Below are 23,799 nucleotides of genomic sequence, written 5' to 3' on the forward strand. Positions count from 1 at the left end.
ACGATCCATCGCTTAATGCGAGTTATTTGCAATAGCGATATCCAAGCAGAAAGCCGTGCCGGGTGCCAGCACAGGCTCACGCTCACGCGGTGAACAGGAGCGTGAGGCCGCCGAGGGTGTAGCAGAGCATGAGGACGAACAGCGGGATCTGGCCCGCAACCGCGCGGTCCGGCGGCAGGAGCCGGACGGAGCGGTCGTGCGCCGCGACGACTCCCGCGACGTGGCCCGCGACGATGGCCACCACCTGGACCGTGGCGATCGTGCCCGGCCCGACGACGTCCCGGTTCACCTCCACGCCGAGCCGGTCCAGGCCGAGGGCGAGGATGACGGCCCGCTGGCCCTCGAAGACGAGCAGCGAGAAGTAGTGGGCCACCAGATAGCCGAGCGCGATGGGCACCAGCGAGTGGGCGAAGCGGGGGGCCAGGCCGCGTGTCCCGCCGACGAGGCCGGCCACGCCGAGGCACGCCGCGTACAGCAGCGCCACCCCCGCCACCGCCGCGAGCAGGCCGGCGGTGCCCAGCCCGGCGCGGCCGAGCGGGCTCGTCTGCAGGGCGTTCACCCAGACGGGCGCGCCGGAGAAGCCGTCGTAGCCGGTGCCGCCGAGCAGCACGCACACGGTCGCGACCAGGCCGGGCGCGGGCCGCACGGCGTCCAGGCCGTCGAACGGGCCGCGCAGCACCCGCGTGCCGTCCTCGCGCCGGCCGAGCGGGGACAGGTGGCCGATCAGGGTCGAGTACACCTCGAAGGGGTCGCCGCGTTCGAGCCAGGCGTGGCCGTAGGTGAGCGTGCCCGCGACCTGCGCCGCCGCGTACACGGCGCAGAAGGCGAGCAGCGTCGGCGGCGCGGCGGGCTCGGGCGCGACGAGCTCCGTCCAGGTGAACGCGAGCAGCCCGGCGGCGGCCGGCCAGTACCCGAGGCGGGCGGGCAGCGGACGGCGCGGCCGGTCGGGCAGCAGCCGGAACGGGCTGACCGTCCGCCACACCGGCCCGAACAGCAGCGACGCCGGGACGAGGCCGACCCAGAACAGCACGTACACGAGGTACGGGCCGGCGTTGCCCTCGGCCGGGCCCAGCAGCAGCCAGCCGGCGGTGTAGAGGGCGGCGAGCAGGGCCGCCACGCGGGCCGGGCGGGCGGGAAGCCGCACGCGGACCGCCCGTCCCGCCCGGTCGCCGCTGAAGCGGGAGTCCGCCCACAGCAGCCCGAGCGCCAGGAACGACACGACCAGCGCGGCGAACGCCCCGGCGTAGGCGTAGAAGAGCGGGATGGGCAGGTCGCTGCGCTCGCCCACCCCGTGCGCCAGGATGAGCAGGCCGCCGCGCCCGCCGGCCCCTTGAGCGAGGATGCCCGCCGTGGTCGCGGAGCCGTTCACCGCACGGTCACCTGGGTGAGGACGAGGCCGCTCTCGTGCGTCTCCACCTCGAACACGCCGGTCAGGTCCGCACGGAAGCGCACCGTCACGGCCTGCCCGGGCCGCAGCTCGGCCGTGCGGTCGTAGCCGTGCACGTGCAGCTCGTCGGCGACGTCGCTGGTGACCGTGAGCGCGACCGTCTGGCCGCGCCGCGCCTCCAGCCAGCCGGACGGGGGGCTCACCCGCCCGGCCCGTACGGTGATCTCCGCCCGGACCTCACCGCCCTGGCCGCCCGCGTCCGGCGGGGCGGTGGCCACCTCGTGGCTGTTGCCCGGGTTGTGATGCGTCTGCGACAGCGGCCCGCACCCGGCGACCAGGAGGACCAGTGCCGCCCACTGGATCAGCCGCCACCTCATGCCGGGACCTCCGCCTCCACGGCGGCCTTCCCGGCGGTGCGGGCGCGGCGCGGCGCGAGCACCACGACCGCCCACAGCACCCACACCCCGACCAGGAGCCCCCGGATCCAGCCCGGCCCGAGCGGGATGACCGGGATGAGCCGGATCAACCGGTCGTAGGCGTCGGCCAGCGCCAGCACGCCCAGCGCGACCGTGAGCCAGCCGAACGCCCGCCGGTCCCTCAGCACCGCCGCGCCCAGGCACAGCCACCACCCGGCCATGAGCAGCAGCGCCACCCCCGCGAGCAGCGTGTCGTCCACGGCCGCCGCCACCACGTCCAGCGCCAGCCCGAGCAGCCCGAGGACGGTGCCCGCGACGACGAGCCGCCGCCCGCGCCCGGCGCGCTCCCGGTGCTCGGGCGCCACGCCGTTGGCCGACGGGTCGCCCGGGCGCCGCCGCGTCGTGCGGCCCGCCCGCGTCCAGAACAGCACGGCCAGCAGCCCGAGCACGAGCGACCCGCCCAGCGCGAGCTGCGTCTCCACCTTGCCGAACCCCGACGCGCCGAACCAGTCGCAGCCCGCGGGCAGCCGCGCCGCCTGGGCGCTGAAGTCCGCGCACAGGTAGAGCTTGGTGAGCTTGACCGGCTCGGCCAGCCACCTGCTGGATCCGCCGGACAGCTCGGGCGCCCTGGCCGCGCAGTGCGGCAGCGCCGCCGGGCTGGTGCGCGCGGCCCGCGCCTGCCAGCAGTTGCCGGTGCCCTGGCCGTCCCACCACACGTCGCGGCCGTTGGGCCGCCGCTGCCCGCCCGGGGCGACGCCGAGCACGTTGCCCTCGTACCGGTTGTAGTCGGAGGTGTCGGCCTGCCGGTCCAGCCGGCTCTCGCCGCGGATGAACGCGGGCACCCCGAACAGGTGGAACGCCGCCCCGCGGTGGCCCCAGACCTGGTTGTCCCTGAAGATGTTGTAGTTGCCGCCCGCGACGATCACGCCGGTGCCCGGCGGCACCCCGACCTGGGAGCAGACCACGCCCCGCTCGTAGCCGCGCTCGGCGGGCGGCTTGGCGCACGTGCCGTCGCGGGTGTAGCGGTAGTAGTCGCGGTTGTTGTCGAAGATCTTGTTGTTCTCGAACTTGGCGTGGTTCTGCGGCAGCCCGGGGTGGCTGGGCCAGAGGCTGTCCATCGTGGCGCCGACCATGTTGTCGTAGAACTCGTTGTCGTGGACCCACATCGAGTCGCCCGCGGTGCCGGAGTAGCCGAGCGCGTTGTCGTGGCTGCGGCAGCGGCGGATCTCGATCGCGTAGCGGGGGACGTCGTGGCCGCGGCCGTCGTTGAGGTTGGAGGCGCTGCCCGGGTACAGGCCGCCGTCGCCGTTGCCGTACGCCTCGCAGTCGGTGTAGAGGCCGTGGTCGCTGGCGAAGGTGAGGAAGCCGTACTCGTCGTTCCAGCGGGTGAGGACCCGGTCGATGACGAACCCGTCGGTCTCCAGCACGTACAGGGAGTTGAACGTGGTGCGCTGGGCGGTGAGGTTGCGGAAGTAGACGCCGTCGGTACGGTCGGCGCGGATGGCGTTCAGCTTGCGGTACTCGGCGTCCACGATCACGTCGAGCGGTCCGGCGCCGGTGCCCTCGATCTGGAGGTGCTTCTTGCCGAGGATGGCGACGAGATTCTGGTTGTGCGGGCACTGCTGCTGCTGTTCGAACGACAGGATCTGGTAGCCCCAGGTGGACCAGCGGGCGGGCAGCCGGGCGCAGGCGCCGGTCGGGGCGGCCCGGCTGGGCTCCTCGCGGTAGAGGCCGGGCAGCATCGCGATCGTCATCCCGGGCCGGTCCACCTTGTCGACGGCCTCCTGGAGGTGCCTGACGCCGTCCTTGAGGCACCGCCGGAACAGCGTCAGGTTGCGTTCGCGCAGCTCGGCCGGAAATTGGGCGACGCGGCGGGCGAAGTCGGCCTCGTCGGTCTTGCACACCAGCAGGTCCGGCTCGCCGGTGCGCAGCGCCGGGACGCTGCCCGATCCGTCCGGCAGGGTGACCGGCCGTTCCTCGTGGGCGAGGGCGACGCCCGCGGGCAGCAGCAGGGCCACGGTGAGAGCGGCGACGGATCCCACGCGGCGGAGGAGGCCGGGTAAGGGGGGCCTGGGCAAGGGGCGTAAGGGGGGCATGGCCGCGAGACTAGAACAGGGCTCACGTTCTGCCTAGAGGCGGATGATCTTCTCTGTCGCGCGGTCCCGGAACTCCGGCGCGCGGCCTCGGGAACTCCGGCGCGACCCCGGGATCTCTGGCGCGTGACCCCGGAACGACGACGGCCGCCCCGGAGGGAACCCGGGGCGGCCGTACGTGTGCGGGAGAGGCGGTCAGAGCGGGGCGATGCCGGACAGGACCTGATCGACGATCCGCTCGGCGAGGTCGTCGGTGAGCTCGCCGTTGCCCCACTTGGTGTACCAGAGCATGGCGCCCGACAGCGTGGCGAGCGCCACCTCCACGTCGGTGTCGGGCCGCAGCTCGCCGTTGTCGACGCCCCGCTGGACGACGTCGCGCACGGCCTTCCTGCGCGGCTCGACGGCGACCTTCACGAACCGGCCCATGAGGCGCGGGTAGCGGTCGGCGTCGCTCATGGCGATGTTCATGAGGCAGCGCGTACGCTCCTGGCCCGCCTCGTTCTGCATGGCCGCCAGGAGCGTGATCAGGTCGTCGCGCACCGAGACGCCGCCGACGGCGGGCAGCGGGGCCTTGAGGGTGGCGAGCGAGTCGGCGACCAGGTCTTCCTTGTTGGACCAGCGCCGGTAGATGGTCGTCTTGCCGACCCCGGCCCTGGAGGCGATCGCCTCGATGGACAGCTCGGCCACGCCCATGCCCTCCGCGATCAGGTCGAGGGTGGCCTCGATGATCGCCTTCTCGGCCTTCTCGCTCCGGGGGCGGCCCGCCGGGCGGCCGGCTCCCGCCGTCGCCTGCCCGGCCGTCCCGTGCGTCATCTCCTGCGTCGTCATCGCGGCCTCACACTACCGCTGGTTCCCTCGTTTCGGCCTCCTGAACAGGGGCCGGCTTGCCCGGCATCCAGCGGAAGACCACGACCACGCCGATCAGCGCGATCGCCGCGGACACCAGGGCGGTGATGTGCATGCCGTGGATGAACGCGTCGTAGGCGGGCTCCATCAGGCCCTGACCGCGCGCGCCGAGCGCCTTGGCGACGGCGTCCGTGGCCATGAGCGACTCGCCGGCGGCGTGGCGCACGGCCTCGGGCAGGCCGGTCAGGTGCGGGGCAATCTCGCCGCGGTAGCTGGAGGACAGCACCGAGCCGAGCACGGCCACGCCCAGCGCGCCGGCGACCTGGCGGACGGTGTTGCTCATGGCCGAGCCGACGCCGGCCTTCTCGCGGGGCAGCGACTCCATGATCGCGGTGGTGGCGGGCGGCATGATGTTGGCCATCGCGGCGCCCTGGATGAAGAAGATCACCTCGATGAGCAGGACCGGGGTGTCCTGGTCGAGGAGCGCGTAGCTGGCGAGGACCAGGGTGATCACGGCCATGCTGACGCCGGAGGCGAGCTTGGCGCCGAAGCGCTGGTTCACGCGCTGGCTGAGCGGCGCGAAGATGAGCTGGGCCGCGGCGAAGGGGATCATCAGCGCTCCCGCCTGGACCGGGCTGAAACCGAGCACGATCTGCAGGTAGAAGGTGAGGAAGAACATCCCGCCCATCATGGCGAAGAAGACCATGCCCATCATGCCGATGGCCGAGCTGAAGCGGACGTTGCCGAAGTTGCGGACGTCGAAGACGGGGTTGTCGATGCGCCGCTCCCACCAGGCGAAGACCGCGAGCACCGCGATGCCGACGACCGCCGGGACGTAGACCTCGGGGTCGGTGACGGTGGCCAGCTCGCCGCCGCGGATGATGCCGTAGACGACCGCGACGAGACCGATGATCGACAGCAGCACGCCGACCGGGTCGAGCTTGGACGGCTTGGGGTCACGCGACTCGGGCACCACGAAACCGATCAGGAACATGCTGATGATCACGATCGGCACGTTGATGAGGAAGACCGAGCCCCACCAGAACCGCTCGATCAGCAGGCCGCCGGTGATGGGGCCGATGGCCACGGCCAGGCCGACGCCGCCCGCCCAGATGCCGATCGCCTTGCCGCGCTCGGCCGGGGGGAACACGTTCGAGATGATGGCCAGGGTGGCCGGCATGATCGCCGCACCGCCGATGCCCATCGCCGCGCGCGCCAGGATCAGCTGGGTCGGATCCTGGGAGTAGGCACTGGCCAGTGATGCCAGGCCGAACAGCGCCATGCCGATGAAGAGCATCCGCTTGCGGCCGGTGCGGTCACCGATCACGCCGAAGGTGAACAGGAGTCCGGCGAACACCAGCGTGTAGGAGTTGATCGCCCACTCCAGCTCGCTCTGGGTGGCGCCCAGCCCGTGGGTGGGGTCGGCGATGGTCTTCATCGCGACGTTGAGAATCGTGTTGTCGAGCACGACCGCCAGCAGGCTGAAGACCAGCACGCCGAGGATCGTCCACCGGCGCGGATGGCCTGCGTGGGTTTCCATGCGAACTCCAATTTCGATACGTCAATGTTTCGCAACGCGAGCGTATCGGAAGATATTCCGATACGCAACGGTGTCGTTTCGAAAGCTGGTCTCCCGGTGCCGATCACGCCCGCCCGGCCGCGAAGCGCCCTGGGCCCCGCCTTTGGGAAGCACCTCGCAGGCTCCGCGCAAGGCATCGCCCTCTGAGCAAGCGCCGCACAGAGCTAGCACCGCGCGGGGCCCGCAAGGGGCACCCCGCCGGAACGTGCGCCTCACGGGGGCGGGCACCTCACCCGGCGCGGCACCTCACCGGAGCGGCACTTCACAGGGGCGGACGTCGCACACGGCGCGCCGCGCAGCGGGCGCTGCGGGAGACGCCGAGCAGGGGCGGCGCATGAAGCGGGTCGCCTTCAGGGGGCATGCTTCACGTGCGGCGGACCGGCCCAGTATCAAGCCGGTTCCTCCGTCCCTGAGAAGGGGTACGCGGAGTCAGGGCGTCGCGGCGGCCGGGGCCGGTTCCTCCGTCGTCGTCAGGGTGGCCTCCGTGGAGCGGCCGCGCCAGAACGGCACCGCCACCCCCACCATGACCACGCCCACCGCGCCCGCCACGGCGAACGCCCAGGCCGGGCCGTGCGCGTCGATGACGGCGCCCGCGATCGGCGCGGACAGGGCGCCGCCGACCAGCAGGGCCGTGCCGTGCAGGCCCATCGCCTCGCCCCGCGCCGCCGCCGGAACCCGCCCGCTCACGGCCTCCACCGTGGACGACAGCGCCGGCGCGCACAGCAGCCCCGCGGGCAGCATCGCCAGGACCAGCCATCGCCAGTCGCCGGCGGCCAGGCCCACGGGCGCGGTCAGCAGCCCCATCCCGGCGATGAGCCCCAGCGGCGAGAACCCCCGGCTCAGCCCGCCGTACACGAACCCGCCCAGCAGGGAGTACACGCACCACAGGGCGACGGCCAGCCCCACCCACGCGGTCTGGCCGGCGTTCTTCATGGTGCCGACCAGGGCCAGCTCGCTCGCGGTCAGCACGAACGTGGCCGCGGCGGCCGTGCCGAGCAGCGCGGCCAGGCCGGGCGTGAGCCAGCGCCGCCTCGGCACCCGCACCTGCTCGGCGGCGAGCTCCTCGGCCGAGCGGGTCGGCGGGTCGAGCGCGATCAGCCCCAGCCCGGCGGCCGTCATGCCACAGGCGATGACCGCCATGGTGGGGCCGCTGCCCAGCGTGGTGACGCCGGCCACGGCCAGCGCGGGCCCCGTCATGTAGGAGAGCTCGACGATCATCGAGTCGAGGGAGAAGCCCATGCGGCGCTGCTCCGGCGGCACCATGGCCGTCAGGCACTGCCTGATCACGCTGAACACCGGCAGCGCCAGCAGGCCCGCCACCGCCGCCGCGGCCACCAGCGCGGGGAACGGCAGCGCCCACGCGCACGCCCAGAACGCCGCCTGCGCGCCCGTCGTGACGGCCAGCACCGGGCGCAGCCCGTGCCTGTCGACGAACCTCCCGGATAACGGCGAGCCGACGGCCATGCCGACCGTGCTGGCCATGGTGACCAGCCCCGCCTGCCCGAAGCCGAGACGCATGCCTTCGACGACGTGCAGCGTCAGCGCCATGCCCGTCGCGGTCGACGGGACGCGGGCCAGCAGGCCCACGAGGAGCAGGGTGCGGACGCCGGGCAGTCCGAGCAGACGCCGGTAAGGTTCGAGAGCCATGGTGATTGCTTACCTCCGCACCCATTGTGGCAAGCGGCACCGACACTCTCGCCACTGGATTTCGCGGGTGGCATCATCGAAGGGTCCGGGTACGCCACTGGGGCGCCTCGAGACCTTGCAGGAGCGTTCGACATGCCTTCTTCCACCATGCCCCCACCCACCCCCACCTCCCTGTACGGCGGCGCCGCCGGGCGGCGCGTCACCGTCCGCGACCTCGCGGCGGCCAAGGAGCGCCACGAGAAGTGGCCGATGCTGACGGCCTACGACGCCATGACGGCGCGGGTGTTCGACGAGGCGGGCGTGCCGGTGCTGCTCGTCGGCGACTCGGCGGCCATGGTCGTGTACGGCTACGACTCCACGATCCCCGTGACCGTGGACGACCTGCTGCCTCTGACGGCCGGCGTCGTGCGCGGCTCCTCGCGGGCGCTCGTGGTGGCCGACCTGCCGTTCGGCTCCTACCAGGCGTCGCCGGCGCAGGCCCTGGAGTCGGCCGCCCGCTTCCTGAAGGAGGCCGGGGCCCACGCGGTCAAGCTGGAGGGCGGCCACCGGGTGCTGCCGCAGGTCGAGGCCCTGGTGTCGGCCGGCGTCCCGGTCATGGGCCACCTCGGTCTCACCCCGCAGTCCGTCAACGTCTTCGGCGGCTACCGCGTCCAGGGGCGCGGCGAGTCGGGCGAGGAGCTGATGAAGGACGCCAAGGACCTGGAGCGGGCGGGCGCGTTCGCGCTGGTGCTGGAGTGCGTGCCGGCCGAGCTGGCCGAGCGGGTGACGACGTCCCTGTCGATCCCGACGATCGGCATCGGCGCCGGTCCGGCCACGGACGCGCAGGTGCTCGTCTGGCAGGATCTCATGGGGCTCACGCCGCACCCGGCGAGGTTCGTCAAGCGGTACGGCGACCTGGGCGCCGACCTCGACCGCGCGGCCCGCGCCTTCGCGGCGGACGTCGTCTCGGGCGCCTTCCCCGCCCAGGAGCACACCTACCGCTGACCGCGCCGCCTTCCGGCGGCCGGGGCACGGCGGCCGGGCGGTGCGACGAATCTCACTCCGCGTTCAGGGTGGACGGGTCGGTGTTGGCGCCGCAGACGACGACCGCGACCCGCTCCCCCGACGCCGGGGTGTACGCGCCTGACAGCAGCGCCGCGTACGCCGCGGCGCCGGCGTGCTCGGCGACCACCCGGTGGCGCTCCCACAGCGCGCGCCGCGCCGCGACGACGGCCTCGTCCGTCACGAGCACGCTGGCCAGGCTCCCCGCCGCGGCCGCCCGCGAGCAGATCCCGTACGCCAGCCCGCCGACGCGGCTCGCGCCGAGGGCATCGGCCGCGACCCCGCTGACGGGGACCTGGACCGGCTCCCCCGCGCGCAGCGCCTCGTGCAGCGTGGGGCACAGCTCCGGCTCCACGGCGACGATCCTCGGCCCGGCCGTCCCCTCACCGAGCGCGCCGCCCCCCACCGAGACGCCCTCACCGAGCCCGCCGTCACCGAGCACCCCGCCGCCGAGCACCCCGCCGCCGAGCGCGCCGCTGCCGACCGTGACGCCGGCGACGAGCCCGCCGCCGCCCACCGCCACGAGGATCGTGTCGAGCCCCGGCACCTGCCCGGTCAGCTCCAGCCCGAGCGTCCCCTGTCCGGCGACCACCTCGGGCTGGTCGTAGGCGTGGACCGCGAGCGCGCCCGTCTCGGCGGCGCGCTTGGCGGCGGCCTCGGCGGCCTGCGCGTAGAGGGCCCCGGCCTGCCGGATCTCCGCGCCCAGCGCGCGCAGCCCCGCCACCTTGACGGGGCTGGTGACCTCGGGCACGAAGATCTCGGCCCGGACGCCGAGCGCGCGGGCCGCGTGGGCGACGGCCAGGCCGTGGTTGCCGCCGCTGGCCGCGATAACGCCGGCCGGTGGCAGCTCGCCCGCGGACAGGATCCGGTTGAAGGCGCCGCGCGCCTTGAACGACCCGGCGTGCTGGAGCTGCTCCAGCTTCAGGAACAGCCCCGGTGACACCTCGAGGACCGGCGTGCGCAGCGCGTGGCCCGCGATCCGCCGGGCGGCGCCCGTCACGTCCTCGTACGTCACCGTCATGGGGGCTCCCTCTCGATCGTGCCAGGACACAGCGCGATGACTAGTCTGCCAACGCCTGCTCGATGTCGGCCCACAGGTCCTCCGGGTGCTCGATGCCCACCGCGATGCGGACCGTGCCCTCGCCGATGCCGAACCGGGCCAGCGCCTCGGCGTCGAGCGAGCGGTGCGAGGTGGTGGCCGGATGCAGCGTGAGCGTCTCGACGCCGCCCAGCGACGGCGCCAGCAGGGCGAGCCGTACGGACTTCATGAACCTCTCCCCCGCCGCGCGCCCGCCCGCGAGGTCGAACGAGAACACCCCGCCGAAGTCCGGCAGCAGCTTGCCGGCGACCTCGTACGACGGGTGCGACGGCAGCCCCGGCCAGTGGACCGCGGTGACGGCCGGGTGCTCGGCCAGCCGGGTGGCCAGCAGCCGGGCGTTGGAGCAGTGGCGCTCCATGCGCAGGGCCAGCGTCTGCATGCCGCGCAGCGTGAGCCAGGCGGGGAACGGGTCGGCCGAGGCGCCGAGCACGGTGGAGTGGTGCCACACCTTCTCGTGCAGCTCGTGGTCGCGGAAGACGGCCAGGCCGCCGACCACGTCGGTGTGGCCGGACAGGTACTTGGTGGTGGAGTGGACGACGATGTCCGCGCCGTGCTCGATCGGACGGCACAGCACCGGCGAGGCGAAGGTGTTGTCCACCACCGAGACGAGGCCCAGCTCGCGGGCCGCCGCGCACATCCCGGGCAGGTCGGCGACCAGGGTCATCGGGTTGGAGATGGTCTCCAGGTACAGCATCCGCGTCTCGGGGCGGGCGGCCTCGCGGACCGCGCCGGGGTCGGCCTCGTCCACGTACGTGACGGTGACGCCGAAGCGGGCGGTGAGGTCGTTGAGGGTCGCGGCGGTCCCGCCGTACAGGGACTTCTGCGCGATCACGTGGTCGCCCGGCTTGAGCAGGCCGAACAGGACCGTGTTGATGGCGCCCATGCCGGAGCCGGTGGCGAACGCCGCGACGCCGCCCTCCAGGCCGGACACGGCGCTCTCCAGGGCGCGCACGGTGGGGTTGCTGTAGCGGCCGTACACGAACGGGCCGTCGGGGCGCCCCATCGCGTCGGCCATCACCGCCGGGTCGTCGAAGACGAATCCGGACGTCTGGTAGATCGGCATCGTGATCGGCCGGCTGTGCTCGACGGGCGGCTGCGGCGGATGGACGACGCGGGTCTCAGGTCGGAGTTCGCTCATGTCGTCAAGGATGTCCGTTCGAGGTGGCTTCAGTCAGAGCCAATGCCGCAGAATTGGTCCATGAATGGGGCCAATGTCAGCATCGATGATCTGGTCGACCTGCTCGGCCGGTGGGCGTCCGGGCGCGGGCCGCTCTACCTGCTGCTGGCCGCCCGGTTCCGGGCCCTCGTGGACGACGGGGTGCTGCCGCCCGGCACGCCGCTGCCGCCCGACCGGACGCTCGCGCGCCGGCTGGCCGTCGGCCGGGGCACCGTCGTCGCCGCGTACGACCTGCTCCAGCAGGAGGGGCGCGTGACGCGCCGCCAGGGCAGCGGCACCCGGGTCGCGCCGCTGGAGCTGCCCGCCTCCCGCAGCGCCGACGGCGTGCCCGCCAACCCCCTCCTCCTGCACATCCTCCATCCGCCGGACGGCGTGAGCCTGCTCACCTGCGCGGCGCCGGACCGGCCGCCCGCCGTGCTGGCGGAGGCGTACGAGGAGGCGATCGGCCGGCTGGGCCACCTCCGCGACCTGGGATACCAGCCGGCCGGCAACCCGGAGCTGCGCGAGGCCGTGGCCGCCTACTACCGCGGCCGTGGGCTGCCCACGACGGCGGAGGAGATCCTGGTCACGACGGGGGCGCAGCAGGCGCTGACGCTGGTGGCGGGGCTGCTGCTGGCGCCCGGCGACACGGTGCTGACCCAGTCGCCCACGTACCCGGGGGCGCTGGAGGTGTTCCGGCACGCCGCCGCGGTGGTGCGGCCGGTGGCGCTCGCGCCCTCCCCCGCGTTCTCCGGCGCCGGATCGGAGCCGGAGCCCCCGCCCGACCTGGCGACGGCATTGCGGGAGCGGCCGTCGCTCGTCTACACCGTGCCGACGGCGAGCAACCCCACCGGCGCCACCCTGTCCGCGGGCGAGCGCAGGCGGCTGGCGCGGCTGACCGGCGATCACGACGTGCCGATCGTCGACGACGAGGTCTGCGCCGAGCTGTGCTTCTCGGGCGAGACCCCGCCGCCCGTCGCCTCGTACGCCCGCGGCGAGCAGGTCATCACCATCGCCTCCCTGAGCAAGGTCGTGTGGGGCGGGCTGCGGGTGGGCTGGGTGCGCGCGCCCGCGCCGCTGGTGTCGCGGCTGGCACGGCTGCGGGCCGTGCACGACCTGGGCGGCGAGGTGCTCGGCCAGGTCGCGGCGGCGGCGCTGCTGCGACGGCTGCCGGAGATCCGGCCCGCGCGCGTGCGCGAGCTGCGGGAGGGGCACGACCACCTCTGCGCCGAGCTGGCCGCGCGCCTGCCGTCATGGTCGTTCGAGCGGGCGACGGGCGGGCAGACGATCTGGGTGCGCATCCCGCGCGGCGACGCCGACTCGTTCGCGCAGGTGGCGCTCAGGCACGGGGTGGCGGTGCCGCCGGGACGCTCGTTCGACCCGCTCGGCGGCCATGCCGAGTACATGCGGCTGCACTTCCTGTTCCCGCGGGAGGAGCTGTCGCGGGCGGTCTCCGGCCTGGCGGCGGCCTGGGACGCCTACGACGGCACCAGGGGCCCGGCCTCCCGCCGCCCTCTCGTCGTGTGAGCGGTGCGGGCCTGGGGGCCGCGGCTCGTCGTGGGAGCAGCGCGGGCCTCAGGGCCGCGGCGCGCCGGTGACCGTGTGCGATCCGCTGTGAGCTGACAGCGGTCTGCCGCGCTCCCCGGCCGCGCGACCCTGGAGGCATGACGACCACTTTCGTGTTCCTGCACAGCCCCGCCGTCGGCCCCTCGACGTGGGAGCCCGTCGTCGCGGCACTGGAACGGCGGGGCCGCGCCGCCGTCGTCCCCGACCTGACCGGCGTCACCGCCGGCGGGCCGCCGACCTGGCCGCGGGTGGTCGACGCCGTGCGGGCCGCCGTCCCCGAGACGCCGCTGGTGCTGGTGGCCCACAGCACCGCGGGCCTGTTCGCGCCCGTGGTCAAGGAGGGGCTGGGCGAGCGGGTGGTGGCGTGCGTGTTCGCCGACGCCCACGTGCCGCCGCCCAAGGGGCTGGTCCGGGCCGCCGAGGAGCGGCGGCTGGAGTTCCTGCGCGCCCGGGCGGGCGACGACGGGCTGCTGCCGCGCTGGACCGACTGGTGGAAGGAGGAGGTCGTCGCGGCGATGCTGCCCGACCCCGCCGCGCGGGCCAGGGTGGTGGCCGAGCAGCCCCGGCTGCCGCTCGCCTTCTTCACCGAACGCGTCCCGGTCCCCGAGGGATGGGACCGGGTCAGGTGCTCGTGCCTGTGGTACGGCCCGCCGTACGACGTGATGGCCGAGGAGGCGCAACGGCGCGGCTGGCCCGTGACCCGGGTGCCGGGCGGGCACCTGCACCAGATGGTGGACCCGGAGGCCGTCACCGGCGCGTTGCTGAAGCTGTCGCGCGTCTCGTGAATTCTTCACTGCCGCCGCCCGGAACGCCCAGGAATAGTCGTGTTCATGACGGCGATTCGCGTGGAAGCGCTCCGGAAAAGTCATGGACGGTTCGAGGCGGTGAAGGGCATCTCCTTCGAGGTGGCCGCCGGTGAGGTGTTCGCACTGCTCGGCCGGAACGGGGCCGGCAAGACGACGACCGTGGAGGTGCTGGCCGGGTTCCTGCGGCCGGACGGCGGGTCCGTGCGGGTGCTCGGGCTCGACCCGTCCACCGAGCGGGCGGAGGTGCGGCGGCGCACCGGGATCATGCTGCAGGAGGCGGGGTTCTTCCCCGACCTTACGGTCGCGGCCACGGTCGACGCGTGGCGCGGCTTCACCGCCGCGCCCCGGCCCCGCGACGAGGCGCTGGAACTGACCGGGCTGGCCGGCCGCGCCGGGGTGCGCGTGCGCCAGCTCTCCGGCGGGGAGAAGCGCCGCCTCGACCTCGCGCTCGCCCTGCTCGGCCGCCCCGACGTGCTGTTCCTGGACGAGCCGACGACCGGCATGGACCCCGAGGGCCGCGCGGCGACCTGGGAGGTGGTGCGCGAGCTGGCCCGGCGGGGCACCGCGGTGCTGCTGACCACGCACTACCTGGAGGAGGCCCAGCGACTGGCGTCCGCGATGGCGATCATGGACGGCGGCGAGATCGTCGCCTCCGGCGGGATGGCCGAGACGCTCGCCGCGCGCGGCGGGCGGGTGTCCTTCCGGCTGCCCGCCGCGGTGGCGGCCGCCAACCTGCCGCTGCCCGTGACCGTGGACGGCGACGTGGCGGTCTGCCGCGCCGAGGACCCTGACCTGGCGGCGCAGACGCTGCTGAGCTGGGCCGCCGAGCGCGGGCTGCGCCTGCCGGGTCTGGAGGTCCGCGCCGCCACCCTGGAGGACCTCTTCCTCGACCTGCCGACGTCGGCCCGATGATCTGGAGGCACCGATGACCCTGACCGCCACCTACCGGCTCGGCACGCGGCTGTTCTGGCAGGACCGCGCGCTGCTGCTCGGCTCCGTCCTCACCCCCGCCCTGATCGCCATCGGGCTGCCGCTGCTCATGCGGCATCTCCGGCCCGGCGGCACCGGCGAGGCGACCGCCCAGTTCCAGGGCACGCTGGCCGTCATCCTGTCCATCACCGCGTTCATGAACATCGCCGTGGCCCTGTCCGCGCGCCGCGACCAGCTCGTGCTGAAGCGGCTGCGCGCCACGACGCTCACCGACGGCCGGATCCTGGCCGGCCAGATCGCCGCCACGGCCACGCAGACCGTGGCGGTGGTCGCGGCCTGCACGGTGGCGGTGAACCTGGCGGCCGGGGTGCCGTACCCGGCGAACCCCCTGCTGTTCGCCGCCATGGTGATCGCCGGATCGGTGGTGCTGGCGACGCTCGGGGCCGCGTACACGGCCGCGATCCCGCGCGCCGAACTGGCCGGGGCCGCCTGCATGCCGGTGTTCCTGCTGTCGGGGATCGCCACCGGCGCGATGGGGCCGATCCGCGAGGCGCTGCCGTCGTGGGTGGGCGCCGTGCTGGACCTGCTGCCGACCACGGCCGTCGTGGACGCCGTCAGGACCGGCGCGGTGGCCCGGCCCGCGCTCGTGCTGGCGGCGTGGGGCGTCGCCGGGGTCGTCGCGATCCGGCTCTGGTTCCGCTGGGAACCGCGCCGGTCGTAGCCGGTCATAATGGCCGGGACATGACCTCCTCCTCCGCCCAGCGGCTCGCCCGCGTCCTGATCGCCTCCGTCGGCGCCGTCTACATCCTGATCGGCCTGTGGTACTTCTCGGTCAGCCCCGGCTACGGCCTCGCCGCGACCGTGTTGATCGTCGCCGTGGCGGCGCTGCACTTCCTCACCATGCGCGCCGCCCTGCGGGACGAGCGCCCGCCGCTCTTCCCGCTCACTGTGGCGCTCCAGGCGGTCGCCACGTACGTCCCCGACCTGTTCCTGCCCAGCGGCTGGTCGGGGGTCGCGGCGCCGATGCTGGGCGGCGCGGTGCTGGTGACGCTGCCGCCACGCTTCGGCTGGCCGCTCGTCGGCCTGATGACGGTGTACGCCGGTGCGGTGATCTTCCCGTACAACCCGGTGGTCGCGCTGTTCTACGGGCTCACCGTGCTCCTCACCAGCGGCATGGTCCACGCCCTGGTACGGCTGGTCCGGGTGACGTCCGACCTCGAACAGGCCAGGGCCGAGCTGGCCGAGGCGGCGGTGCTCCGGGAGCGGCTGCGCATCTCGCGCGACCTGCACGACGGCCTCGGCCGCAGCCTCACGGCGATCGCCCTCAAGGGCGACCTGGCGGGGCGCCTCATGGACCGGGACCCGGCCGCCGCCCGGCACGAGGTGGGCGAGCTCGTGCGGGTGGCGCGGGAGGCGGCGCAGGACGTACGGCAGGTGGCGCGCGGGTACCGGGAGCTGTCGCTGGCGGGCGAGGCGAACCGGGGGGCGGCGCTGCTGGAGTCGGCGGGGGTGGGCTGCCAGGTCCATCTGGCCGACGTCACGCTGCCCCGGGCCGCGGAGGAGGCCCTCGCCTGGGGCGTGCGGGAGGCCGTCACGAACGTCCTGCGCCACAGCGCGGCGACCACGTGCACGATCGCCACGTCGCGGCACGCGGGCTCCGTCCGGCTGGAGGTCGCCAACGACGGCGTCCCGGCCGCGGGCGAGCCGAGTGGCGACGGGAAGGACGCGGCCGGGGGCAAGCCGAGTGGCGACGGGAAGGACGCGGCCGGGGACGGGTCGCGCGAGAACGGGAAGGGTCCGGGCGGAGGCGGGCCGAGCGGGGACGGGAAGGCCGTGCCCGGGGGCGGACTGACCGGGCTGGCGGAGCGCGCGGCGCACGCCGGCGGCACGGTGGACGCCGGGCGCACTCCCGCGGGCGGCTTCCGCCTGACGATGGAGGTCCCGGCGTGAGCGGGCCGGTGCGGACGAGCCGGTGCGGACGACGGGTCGCACGCGCCCCCGGCGGACGTGGCACACCAGACGCGGGACGGAAGGCACGGCAAGCACGGCAGGCACGACATGGCGTGGGAACGGGCGGTGCGGAGTGGGAGGGGCCGGGGATGAGGGACACGGCGTGATCCGGGTCCTGCTCGCGGAGGACATGCACATGATCCGCGCCGCTCTCACGGCCCTGCTGCGCCTGGAGCCGGACATCGAGGTGGCGGGCGAGGTGACGAGGGGCGACGAGATCGTCCCGGCGGCGCTCCGGCTCCGTCCGGACGTGGCCATCGTGGACATCGACCTGCCCGTCCTCGACGGCATCACCGCGGCCGCGTCCCTGCGCGCCGAGCTGCCCTCGTGCCGGATCCTCGTGCTCACGGCGCTCGGCCGGCCGGGCCAGGTGCGGCGGGCGCTGGAGGCGGGCATCCAGGCGTTCCTGGTGAAGGACGCGCCGGGCGAGCGGCTCGCGGACGCGGTGCGCAGGACGGCCGCGGGCCTGCGGGTGCTGGACCCCGAACTGGTGGCCTCGGCCCTGCAGTACGGCGAGAGCCCCCTGACGCCCCGGGAGACGACCGTCCTGCGGGAGGCGGCCCGAGGGTCCTCGGCCGAGGACATCTCGGCCCGCCTCCACCTGTCGGCCGGCACCGTACGCAACTACCTGACCAGCGCCATCACCAAGACGGGCGCCCGCAACAAGATCGACGCCATCCGCATCGCGGAGGACGCCGGCTGGCTGTGACCGGGCCCCGCCGGAGATGGGGGACGATGCCCGGTCACGCGCGGGCCCCGCCGGGACGGCGCGGCGGCGGTCACACGTCGGTGATGCGGATCCCGGCGTGGGCCTTGTAGCGGCGGTTGATCGAGATGAGGTTGGCGGTCAGCGCCTCGACCTGGTGGGCGTTGCGCAGCCGCCCGCCGTACACCCCGCGCACTCCCGGGACCACCCCGGCCAGCGCCTGGACCAGGTCGGTGGCCTCCCTGTCGTCGCCGAGGACGAGCACGTCCAGGTCGACCTTCTCCACGGCCGGGTCCAGCAGCACGACGGCCGACACGTGGTGGAACGCCGCCACGACGCGGCTGCCGGGCAGCACGGCGGCGGCCTGCTGCGCGGCGCTGCCCTCCTCCACGGGAAGCGCGTAGGCGCCCTGTTTGTCGAAGCCGAGCGGGTTGACGCAGTCGACCACGATCTTGCCGGCCAGCTCGTCGCTCAGCGACTCCAGCAGCGCCCGGTGCCCCTCGTACGGCACGGCCACGATCACGACGTCGGCCTCGGCGGCGACGGCGGCGTTCGCCGCACCCCGCACGCCCTCGCCGAGGGAGGAGGCCGCCTCCTGGGCGCGTTCGGCGCTCCGGGAACCGATCAGCACCTCGTGCCCCGCCAGCGCGAAACGCCGCGCCAGCCCCTTGCCCTGGTCGCCCGTGCCACCGAGGATGCCGATGGACAATCCGCTCACGTCAGTCATACCCCCGATCATGCCAGCACACCGGGGAGGTCCCCGCGCGGCCCCGTCCGGACGCGGAAAGCCCCCGGCACCGGCGGAAGGCCCGAACGGAGACGGGCCCGGCCGCACCGCTGAGGGGCGGCCGAGCCCGGACATCCCGGACGAACGGCGACAGGCCCGGCCGCTGTGCGGCGGCCGGGCCCGGACGTGCCGGACGACCGGTCAGCAGTTGCCGATCGCGGGCAGGCCGATCACCCGCAGCGCCAGCCACTCGATCGCCAGCGGCCCTCCTTCGACCGCCCCGAGGACGTGGGAGTTCGCGGGCAGCGAGGTCCAGCGGACGTTGGCGCCGGCCCGGCAGTACTCCGAGCGCAGCGTCGCGCCCACGGCCTGCGGGATGATCTCGTCGCCCTGGGCGTGGTAGAGGAACACCGGCACCTTGGGCGGCGTGGCGCCGAGCCGGTTCTCGGCCAGGCGGACCCGCCACTTGGGCAGGTCGAGCAGGTCCACCGGGCTCAGGTCGGAGAACCGCAGCCCGGCCAGCTTGTCCTCCAGCTCGCCCACGCAGTCGTCGGCCGCGTCGGACAGCAGGGCCCTGCCGCGGTCGTTGAGGTCGGCCTCCAGGTCGAGCTCGGGGTAGGCGGCGTCGAGGCCGACGCCGGCCGCCGCGGCGAGGCCGAAGTTCTGGTCGCCGTCCAGGTGGGCGGCCACCGCCCGCAGGTCGGCCGGCACGCCGCCGGCCGCCACGCCCTTGAGGCGCAGCTCGGGGGCGTACGAGGGCTGGAGCTGCCCGGCCCACCCGGCGGACGCGCCGCCCTGCGAGTACCCCATGACGGCGACGGGGGCGCGGTCCGACAGGTTCGCTGCCGGGACCCGGGTCGCGGCCCTGATCGAGTCGAGCACGGCGTGGCCCTGGGAGACGCCCACCATGTACGTGTGCCGGCCGGGAGTGCCCAGGCCCTCGTAGTCGGTGATCGCGACCGCGAACCCCTTGAGCAGGAACAGGCTCACCAGCGCCAGCTCGGCCTCGCCGCCCCGGCTCATGCTGGCGGAGGGGGCGCACTGGTCGCCGAGGCCGTGGGTGCCGGTGGCGTAACCGATGACGGGCCGCCTGCCCAGGGGGTAGGCGGCCTTGGGCACGAGCAGGGTGCCGGACACGGTGGTGAGCTGCCCGGTGGCGGAGGTGGAGCGGTAGAGCAGGTGCCAGGCGTCGACCGGGACCTCCAGCAGCTTGCCCGGCAGGAGGTAGACGGTGGTCGGCTCGGCGGAGACCACGTCGCCGGGCGCCTGCGCGGCCAGGGCCGCGGATGACGCCGCAGATGACGCCGCGGATGACGCCGCGCGCGCCGGTGACGCGGCCAGGAGTGACGCGATCACCAACAGGACGATGGACATGCTGACGCGGACACGTAGGGTCATGTGCCGCCCTCTCCGTGGGGGGATCGGTTGGGGACGGCGGCGCCGCGAGCCGATCGTTACCCGGCAGTAACCACCTGTCAAGGCCCGAAATGACATCGACACTCGGCGGATGTCAGATGGGCATGGCGGTGAAACAGGCCGACGCAGCGGCGACGGTCATGCACTATGGGGCGATGGACTCTGGTTCGGTGGACTTCCTCCGCGAGATCCTCGCCGAGACCGGATGGGTCGAGCGCACCCGCGAGTTCGGGCTCGCGCTGCGTGCGACGCGCTCTCCCGGCGGGCTGCTCCTCGTGGGCACGCCCGAGGAGGAGCCGTGGCATCTGACCGCCCACCTCGCCGACGAGGCGCGGCTGTCGGGCCTGGCGCAGCTCGCCCCCACCCTGGTCCGCTGGTCGCCGCCGCCCGGGGCGCCCGCGCACCTGCGGGTCGGTCTCGACCGCGTGCGTCAGGCGGGTCGGGGCGAGACGCTGTTCGTGGTGGCCGAGGGGCATGCGCCGGTGCCGCTGCTGGAGCGGGTGGACGACGCCCGCCGCGTCGGGGCGACCATCCTGGCCCTGGAGGGGGCGCACCCGGAGGTGGCGGGGCTCGCCCACGACGCGATCGCCGTGCCGACCGGCGGGCCGGTCTCGTTCGACGGCGCCCAGCATCTCGTGAGCGCCGCCGCGGGCGAGATCCCCCGCAACGCGGGGCTGCGCGAGCGGCTGGCGCGCCTGCTGGAGAAGGTCACCGGCCCCCAGGTCACCGACTGACGCCTCCACGGCGCGCACCCGGCCGTCACCGGCTGAGGCCGCCGCCCGGCACCGGGCGCGTCAGGCCGGTTGGAGGTGGCCCTTCAGGCTGCCTTCGAGGGCGGCCGTGGCGTCCTCGATCGCGCCGATCACGACCGCCTGCACGGGGTCCGGCTCCCCCGACCGCGTCCGGCTGACCCGGGTCACCGCGTCGAGCCGGCGGGCGCCCACGTCCCGCAGCTCGCTCACCCGCACCTCGCCCTCCGGCACGTCGAGCAGCGCCAGCGTGGGCACGATCGCCACCCCGTGCCCGGCGGCGACCAGAGCGAGTGCCGGGCCGAACTCCGTGATGACGTGGACCTTGCGCGGCTCGAAGCCGTGCAGCCCGGCCAGCCGGTCCAGCGCCTGGCCGCACGCCTGGTCGGGCTCGCCCGCCACCCAGGGCACGTCGGCCAGGTCCGCCATGGAGCGCGGCGGGTTCGGCCAGTCGGGCGGCACGACGATGCGGTACTCGTCGACGTACAGGGCGCGGGTGGCCAGCGACGGCTGCGACAGCACGGGCAGGCTCATGTCCTGCTCGGTGATCAGCACGTCCACGGCGCCCAGCCGCAGCTCCTGGAGCGCGGGCTGGCCGTACACCTCGTGGATGATCGGCGTGATGCGGGGATGGCGGGCCGCCAGGTCACGCAGGGCGGGCACCAGCATGTGCTTGATCACGGTGGGGAACGCGGCGATGCGCACGGGCCCCGCCAGCCGCTCGGTGAACCGGGTGAGCTCCCGCCGGGCCTCGGCCAGCTCCTCCTCGACGCGCTCGGCGTACCCGGCGAGCACGCGGCCCGCCGGGGTGAGGGAGACGCGCCGCTGGGAACGGTCGATGAGGGCCAGGCCCACCTCGCGTTCGAGCTGGGCGAGCTGCTGGGAGACCGCGGAGGGCGTCAGGTACAGGGCCTCGGCCGCGCGCATGACCCCGCCGCGGCGGGCCACCTCGTGCAGGACACGGAGGCGCCGGGGGTCGATGTCCATACAGGAAAGCTTACTTGCGGCTGTAGCAACCTTTAATTGCACTTTATGACTAGTAATTCGGACAATGGGCTGCATGGACCTGCTCTTCGAGGTGGCCGGCTGGCTGGGCGCCGGCCTGCTCCTGCTCGGCTACGGCCTCGTCTCCGCCGGCCGGCTGCCCGCGGGCGGCCTCGCCTACCAGGTCGTCAACCTCGCCGGCTCACTCGCCCTCATGGCCAACAGCGCGCGCAACGACGCCTGGCCGTCGGCCGGCCTCAACCTCGTCTGGGCCGTGATCGGCGCGGTCGCGCTGGTCAGGCTGGTACGGATCGGAGTGTCCACATGATCGTCGAGCTGAGCCACCCCATCGTCGAGGGCATGGTCACCTACCCGGGCGTGCCGGGCCCGGTCCTCGGCACGCATCTCAGCCGGGAGGACTCGCGCGGCGTGTACGCGCCGGGCACCGAGTTCCACATCGGGACGATCACGCTGGCCGCCAACACCGGCACCTACCTCGACACGCCCCACCACCGCTACGACGGCGGGCCGGACCTGTCGCAGGTGCCGCTGAGCAGCATGGCCGACCTGCCCGGGATCGTGGTCCGGGCCACCGGCGCGCGGGACCGCGAGATCGTCCTGGACCCCGACCTCGACGTGCGCGGCAAGGCCGTGCTCGTGCACACCGGCTGGGACCGGCACTTCGGCACGGACGCCTACTTCCACGGGCACCCCTACCTCGCGCCGGAGTCGGCGCGGCGGCTCGCCGATCGGGGCGCGGCGCTGGTCGGCATCGACTCGCTCAACATGGACGACACCCCGCCGCGCGGCGAGCGGCCCGCGCACACCGTCCTGCTGGCGGCCGGGATCCCGCTGGTCGAGCACCTCACGGGACTGGCGGCGCTGCCCGACGAGGGTTTCCGGTTCCACGCCGCGCCGCCGATGGTGGCGGGCATGGGCACCTTCCCCGTTCGGGCCTACGCCGTCGTCCCCTGACCGGTGGTCACCGGCCGATCAGGCGCGTCCGCCGGTCACTCCTCGTCGGTGTCGGCCTCGTCCCACGCCTTGTTGCGCTCCGCGGCGCGCTGCAGGGCGCCGGCGGCCTCCTGTTCGCTCTCGTACGGACCCAACCGGTCCTTGTTGGGGCAGCCCTGATCGGGCTCGACCCGCATGTGCTTGAGACAGAACCACCACTGGCCATCGCTCACGGGGGCTATTCTGCCCCGTAGACTCGTCTTTCATGACGACACTGCTCCAGCCCGGGCGAGTTTCGCCCATGCGAAAGGTCCCCGCGCACATCGAGCGGCCGGAGTACGTCGGAAAGAAGCGCCCGAAGACCGGCGAGGCCGACGTCAAGACTCCGGAGACCATCGAGCGGATGCGGGTGGCGGGGCGGATCGCCGCGCAGGCGCTCGAAGAGGTCGGCAGGAACGTCCGGCCGGGCGTCACCACCGACGAGCTCGACCGGATCGGCCACGAGTTCCTGCTCGACCACGGCGCCTACCCGAGCACGCTGGGCTACAAGGGCTACCCCAAGTCGCTGTGCACCTCGATCAACGAGGTCATCTGCCACGGCATCCCCGACGACACCGTGCTGCGCGACGGCGACATCGTCAACGTCGACATCACCGCCTACATCGGCGGCGTCCACGGCGACACCGACGCCACCTATCTGGTGGGCGAGGTCGACGAGGAGTCGCGGCTGCTGGTGGAGCGCACCCGCGAGGCGACGATGCGCGCCATCAAGGCGGTCGCGCCGGGCCGGCAGCTCAACGTGGTGGGCCGGGTCATCGAGGCGTACGCCAAGCGGTTCGGCTACGGCGTGGTCCGCGACTTCACCGGTCACGGCATCGGCACGACGTTCCACTCCGGGCTGATGGTGCCCCACTACGACGACCCGTCGCTGCGGGTGGAGCTGGTGCCCGGCATGACGTTCACCATCGAGCCGATGCTGACGCTGGGGACGATCGACTACGACATCTGGCCCGACGGCTGGACCGCGGTGACCAAGGACCGCAAGCGCACGGCCCAGTTCGAGCACACGATCGTGGTGACCGAGACGGGCAGCGAGATCCTCACCACGCCGTAGCCGCACGACGGGCCACGGCGTCCTGGGGAACGGCCCGTCAGCGGCGCCTGGGCACCGCCGCGGTGACGGTGGTGCCCTCGCCCTTCACGCTGCTGACCGACAGGGTGCCGCCGACCTCGGCGATGGCGGCCCGCATCCGCGCGATGCCGCGCCCGGCCTTCTCCGCCGGGAAGCCGCGGCCGTGGTCGCTGACCGTCATGCGCAGCCCGTCGCGGCTCGCGGTGACGGCCACCGACACGACCTTGGCGCCGCTGTGCCGTTCGATGTTGGCCAGCGCCTCGTTCAGCGTCTCCAGGACCGCCTGGCCGACCGGGGCGGCCACGTCGGTGGCGGGAAGGGCCCAGGTCTCCACGCGGACACCGGTGCGCTCGGACCACTGCGCCAGCCGGCTCTCGAGCGTCTCGGCGAGGTTCCGACCCCCACGCATACGCGTATCTTCCACCTCTGCTCGCCTTCCCGGGGCATCCCGGACTCCTGGCCGGACCCCACACCGGCGTCGCGCACCGGGTGACGCGGCCCCCCTCAAGGCCCCGCGCACCCCTGCGGGAAGGTGATGCCCACCTCCCCGTAGGG

The 23,799-nt window shown here is 74.0% G+C and carries 24 protein-coding genes; 11 read left to right on the plus strand and 13 right to left on the minus strand.

Annotation, left to right across the window (positions count from 1 at the left end):
* Positions 1–82 precede the first annotated feature (82 nt).
* The 6 genes from HTZ77_RS08640 to HTZ77_RS08665 form a co-directional block, all read right to left on the minus strand.
* Positions 83–1,369 carry a hypothetical protein gene (locus tag HTZ77_RS08640; RefSeq protein ID WP_328808491.1) on the minus strand — a complete coding sequence of 429 codons (1,287 nt, stop codon included), beginning with the start codon at positions 1,367–1,369 and terminating at the stop codon, positions 83–85.
* Positions 1,366–1,764: a cupredoxin domain-containing protein gene (locus HTZ77_RS08645; RefSeq protein WP_175588942.1), complete on the minus strand. Its 399-nt coding sequence runs from the start codon at positions 1,762–1,764 to the stop codon at positions 1,366–1,368. Before HTZ77_RS08645 ends, HTZ77_RS08640 begins: the two co-directional genes overlap by 4 nt.
* Entirely contained in the window at positions 1,761–3,845 is a 2,085-nt protein-coding gene (locus tag HTZ77_RS08650) for a right-handed parallel beta-helix repeat-containing protein (RefSeq protein WP_328808492.1), read from the minus strand. Before HTZ77_RS08650 ends, HTZ77_RS08645 begins: the two co-directional genes overlap by 4 nt.
* A gap of 246 nt (positions 3,846–4,091) precedes the next feature.
* Positions 4,092–4,724 carry a TetR/AcrR family transcriptional regulator gene (locus HTZ77_RS08655; protein WP_235994452.1) on the minus strand — a complete coding sequence of 211 codons (633 nt, stop codon included), beginning with the start codon at positions 4,722–4,724 and terminating at the stop codon, positions 4,092–4,094.
* Between the two features lie 7 nt (positions 4,725–4,731).
* Positions 4,732–6,282, minus strand: coding sequence for an MFS transporter (locus HTZ77_RS08660; protein ID WP_175588944.1), 1,551 nt, complete (start codon positions 6,280–6,282; stop codon positions 4,732–4,734).
* A 468-nt stretch (positions 6,283–6,750) separates the two neighbouring features.
* Positions 6,751–7,968 carry an MFS transporter gene (locus tag HTZ77_RS08665; RefSeq protein ID WP_175588945.1) on the minus strand — a complete coding sequence of 406 codons (1,218 nt, stop codon included), beginning with the start codon at positions 7,966–7,968 and terminating at the stop codon, positions 6,751–6,753.
* 132 nt (positions 7,969–8,100) lie between these two features.
* On the opposite strand from HTZ77_RS08665, the gene panB reads away from it, so the two are divergent.
* A complete protein-coding gene (gene panB, locus HTZ77_RS08670) occupies positions 8,101–8,952 on the plus strand; it encodes a 3-methyl-2-oxobutanoate hydroxymethyltransferase (RefSeq protein WP_175588946.1) in 852 nt (283 codons plus the stop codon).
* A gap of 52 nt (positions 8,953–9,004) precedes the next feature.
* Here the strand turns inward: panB and HTZ77_RS08675 are convergent, their stop codons facing one another.
* Complete coding sequence (locus tag HTZ77_RS08675) at positions 9,005–10,030, minus strand: pyridoxal-phosphate dependent enzyme (RefSeq protein WP_175588947.1); 1,026 nt, start codon at positions 10,028–10,030, stop codon at positions 9,005–9,007.
* A 40-nt stretch (positions 10,031–10,070) separates the two neighbouring features.
* Positions 10,071–11,246 carry a trans-sulfuration enzyme family protein gene (locus HTZ77_RS08680; protein WP_175588948.1) on the minus strand — a complete coding sequence of 392 codons (1,176 nt, stop codon included), beginning with the start codon at positions 11,244–11,246 and terminating at the stop codon, positions 10,071–10,073.
* A gap of 60 nt (positions 11,247–11,306) precedes the next feature.
* Here HTZ77_RS08680 and HTZ77_RS08685 point away from each other — a divergent pair, with 60 nt between their 5' ends.
* The 6 genes from HTZ77_RS08685 to HTZ77_RS08710 all read left to right on the plus strand — a co-directional run bounded on the left by HTZ77_RS08685 (position 11,307) and on the right by HTZ77_RS08710 (position 17,285).
* Positions 11,307–12,791, plus strand: a complete 1,485-nt coding sequence (locus HTZ77_RS08685) for an aminotransferase-like domain-containing protein (RefSeq protein ID WP_175588949.1) — start codon at positions 11,307–11,309, stop codon at positions 12,789–12,791.
* A 137-nt stretch (positions 12,792–12,928) separates the two neighbouring features.
* Positions 12,929–13,615, plus strand: coding sequence for an alpha/beta hydrolase (locus HTZ77_RS08690; protein WP_175588950.1), 687 nt, complete (start codon positions 12,929–12,931; stop codon positions 13,613–13,615).
* Between the two features lie 45 nt (positions 13,616–13,660).
* On the plus strand, positions 13,661–14,548 hold the full coding sequence (locus tag HTZ77_RS08695) for an ABC transporter ATP-binding protein (RefSeq protein ID WP_175588951.1): 888 nt from the start codon (positions 13,661–13,663) through the stop codon (positions 14,546–14,548).
* A 13-nt stretch (positions 14,549–14,561) separates the two neighbouring features.
* Positions 14,562–15,287 (plus strand): ABC transporter permease, encoded by a 726-nt coding sequence (locus HTZ77_RS08700; RefSeq protein ID WP_175588952.1) that lies wholly within the window; start codon positions 14,562–14,564, stop codon positions 15,285–15,287.
* Positions 15,288–15,307: 20 nt separating this feature from the next.
* Positions 15,308–16,516, plus strand: coding sequence for a sensor histidine kinase (locus tag HTZ77_RS08705; protein WP_175588953.1), 1,209 nt, complete (start codon positions 15,308–15,310; stop codon positions 16,514–16,516).
* A 163-nt stretch (positions 16,517–16,679) separates the two neighbouring features.
* Entirely contained in the window at positions 16,680–17,285 is a 606-nt protein-coding gene (locus tag HTZ77_RS08710) for a response regulator transcription factor (protein ID WP_175588954.1), read from the plus strand.
* 70 nt (positions 17,286–17,355) lie between these two features.
* On the opposite strand, the gene npdG is transcribed toward HTZ77_RS08710, so the two are convergent.
* Both npdG and HTZ77_RS08720 read right to left on the minus strand, forming a co-directional pair.
* The gene (gene npdG / locus HTZ77_RS08715; RefSeq protein WP_175588955.1) at positions 17,356–18,009 is read right to left on the minus strand and encodes an NADPH-dependent F420 reductase; all 654 of its coding nucleotides are present in this window, start codon (positions 18,007–18,009) and stop codon (positions 17,356–17,358) included.
* A gap of 201 nt (positions 18,010–18,210) precedes the next feature.
* The gene (locus HTZ77_RS08720; RefSeq protein ID WP_175588956.1) at positions 18,211–19,407 is read right to left on the minus strand and encodes a lipase family protein; all 1,197 of its coding nucleotides are present in this window, start codon (positions 19,405–19,407) and stop codon (positions 18,211–18,213) included.
* 173 nt (positions 19,408–19,580) lie between these two features.
* On the opposite strand from HTZ77_RS08720, the gene HTZ77_RS08725 reads away from it, so the two are divergent.
* A complete protein-coding gene (locus HTZ77_RS08725; RefSeq protein ID WP_175588957.1) occupies positions 19,581–20,159 on the plus strand; it encodes a hypothetical protein in 579 nt (192 codons plus the stop codon).
* Between the two features lie 60 nt (positions 20,160–20,219).
* On the opposite strand, the gene HTZ77_RS08730 is transcribed toward HTZ77_RS08725, so the two are convergent.
* Positions 20,220–21,161, minus strand: a complete 942-nt coding sequence (locus HTZ77_RS08730; RefSeq protein ID WP_175588958.1) for a LysR family transcriptional regulator — start codon at positions 21,159–21,161, stop codon at positions 20,220–20,222.
* A gap of 73 nt (positions 21,162–21,234) precedes the next feature.
* Between HTZ77_RS08730 and HTZ77_RS08735 the strand changes: the two genes are divergently transcribed.
* Both HTZ77_RS08735 and HTZ77_RS08740 read left to right on the plus strand, forming a co-directional pair.
* Positions 21,235–21,486 (plus strand): CBU_0592 family membrane protein, encoded by a 252-nt coding sequence (locus HTZ77_RS08735; protein WP_175588959.1) that lies wholly within the window; start codon positions 21,235–21,237, stop codon positions 21,484–21,486.
* A complete protein-coding gene (locus tag HTZ77_RS08740; RefSeq protein ID WP_175588960.1) occupies positions 21,483–22,133 on the plus strand; it encodes a cyclase family protein in 651 nt (216 codons plus the stop codon). The genes HTZ77_RS08735 and HTZ77_RS08740 overlap by 4 nt, the downstream gene beginning before the upstream one ends.
* A gap of 35 nt (positions 22,134–22,168) precedes the next feature.
* On the opposite strand, the gene HTZ77_RS08745 is transcribed toward HTZ77_RS08740, so the two are convergent.
* On the minus strand, positions 22,169–22,345 hold the full coding sequence (locus HTZ77_RS08745; protein WP_175588961.1) for a hypothetical protein: 177 nt from the start codon (positions 22,343–22,345) through the stop codon (positions 22,169–22,171).
* A gap of 32 nt (positions 22,346–22,377) precedes the next feature.
* On the opposite strand from HTZ77_RS08745, the gene map reads away from it, so the two are divergent.
* A complete protein-coding gene (map, locus tag HTZ77_RS08750; RefSeq protein ID WP_175588962.1) occupies positions 22,378–23,226 on the plus strand; it encodes a type I methionyl aminopeptidase in 849 nt (282 codons plus the stop codon).
* A gap of 37 nt (positions 23,227–23,263) precedes the next feature.
* Here the strand turns inward: map and HTZ77_RS08755 are convergent, their stop codons facing one another.
* The gene (locus tag HTZ77_RS08755; RefSeq protein WP_175588963.1) at positions 23,264–23,653 is read right to left on the minus strand and encodes a sensor histidine kinase; all 390 of its coding nucleotides are present in this window, start codon (positions 23,651–23,653) and stop codon (positions 23,264–23,266) included.
* Between the last annotated feature and the right edge of the window lie 146 nt (positions 23,654–23,799).

It is taken from the genome of Nonomuraea montanisoli, from assembly GCF_013363975.1.
Taxonomy (GTDB): domain Bacteria; phylum Actinomycetota; class Actinomycetes; order Streptosporangiales; family Streptosporangiaceae; genus Nonomuraea; species Nonomuraea montanisoli.

Bases quoted from the DNA above. Each gene is read 5' to 3' on its own strand.
- HTZ77_RS08740 (WP_175588960.1), top strand. From the start codon at position 21,483: ATGATCGTCGAGCTGAGCCACCCCATCGTCGAGGGCATGGTCACCTAC.
- HTZ77_RS08645 (WP_175588942.1), bottom strand. From the start codon at position 1,764: ATGAGGTGGCGGCTGATCCAGTGGGCGGCACTGGTCCTCCTGGTCGCC.
- HTZ77_RS08680 (WP_175588948.1), bottom strand. From the start codon at position 11,246: ATGAGCGAACTCCGACCTGAGACCCGCGTCGTCCATCCGCCGCAGCCG.
- HTZ77_RS08685 (WP_175588949.1), top strand. From the start codon at position 11,307: ATGAATGGGGCCAATGTCAGCATCGATGATCTGGTCGACCTGCTCGGC.
- HTZ77_RS08695 (WP_175588951.1), top strand. From the start codon at position 13,661: ATGACGGCGATTCGCGTGGAAGCGCTCCGGAAAAGTCATGGACGGTTC.
- HTZ77_RS08705 (WP_175588953.1), top strand. From the start codon at position 15,308: ATGACCTCCTCCTCCGCCCAGCGGCTCGCCCGCGTCCTGATCGCCTCC.
- HTZ77_RS08735 (WP_175588959.1), top strand. From the start codon at position 21,235: ATGGACCTGCTCTTCGAGGTGGCCGGCTGGCTGGGCGCCGGCCTGCTC.
- HTZ77_RS08655 (WP_235994452.1), bottom strand. From the start codon at position 4,724: ATGACGACGCAGGAGATGACGCACGGGACGGCCGGGCAGGCGACGGCG.
- HTZ77_RS08720 (WP_175588956.1), bottom strand. From the start codon at position 19,407: ATGACCCTACGTGTCCGCGTCAGCATGTCCATCGTCCTGTTGGTGATC.
- map (WP_175588962.1), top strand. From the start codon at position 22,378: ATGACGACACTGCTCCAGCCCGGGCGAGTTTCGCCCATGCGAAAGGTC.
- HTZ77_RS08665 (WP_175588945.1), bottom strand. From the start codon at position 7,968: ATGGCTCTCGAACCTTACCGGCGTCTGCTCGGACTGCCCGGCGTCCGC.
- HTZ77_RS08690 (WP_175588950.1), top strand. From the start codon at position 12,929: ATGACGACCACTTTCGTGTTCCTGCACAGCCCCGCCGTCGGCCCCTCG.
- HTZ77_RS08725 (WP_175588957.1), top strand. From the start codon at position 19,581: ATGGACTCTGGTTCGGTGGACTTCCTCCGCGAGATCCTCGCCGAGACC.
- npdG (WP_175588955.1), bottom strand. From the start codon at position 18,009: ATGACTGACGTGAGCGGATTGTCCATCGGCATCCTCGGTGGCACGGGC.
- HTZ77_RS08700 (WP_175588952.1), top strand. From the start codon at position 14,562: ATGACCCTGACCGCCACCTACCGGCTCGGCACGCGGCTGTTCTGGCAG.
- HTZ77_RS08675 (WP_175588947.1), bottom strand. From the start codon at position 10,030: ATGACGGTGACGTACGAGGACGTGACGGGCGCCGCCCGGCGGATCGCG.
- HTZ77_RS08660 (WP_175588944.1), bottom strand. From the start codon at position 6,282: ATGGAAACCCACGCAGGCCATCCGCGCCGGTGGACGATCCTCGGCGTG.
- panB (WP_175588946.1), top strand. From the start codon at position 8,101: ATGCCTTCTTCCACCATGCCCCCACCCACCCCCACCTCCCTGTACGGC.
- HTZ77_RS08730 (WP_175588958.1), bottom strand. From the start codon at position 21,161: ATGGACATCGACCCCCGGCGCCTCCGTGTCCTGCACGAGGTGGCCCGC.
- HTZ77_RS08755 (WP_175588963.1), bottom strand. From the start codon at position 23,653: ATGCGTGGGGGTCGGAACCTCGCCGAGACGCTCGAGAGCCGGCTGGCG.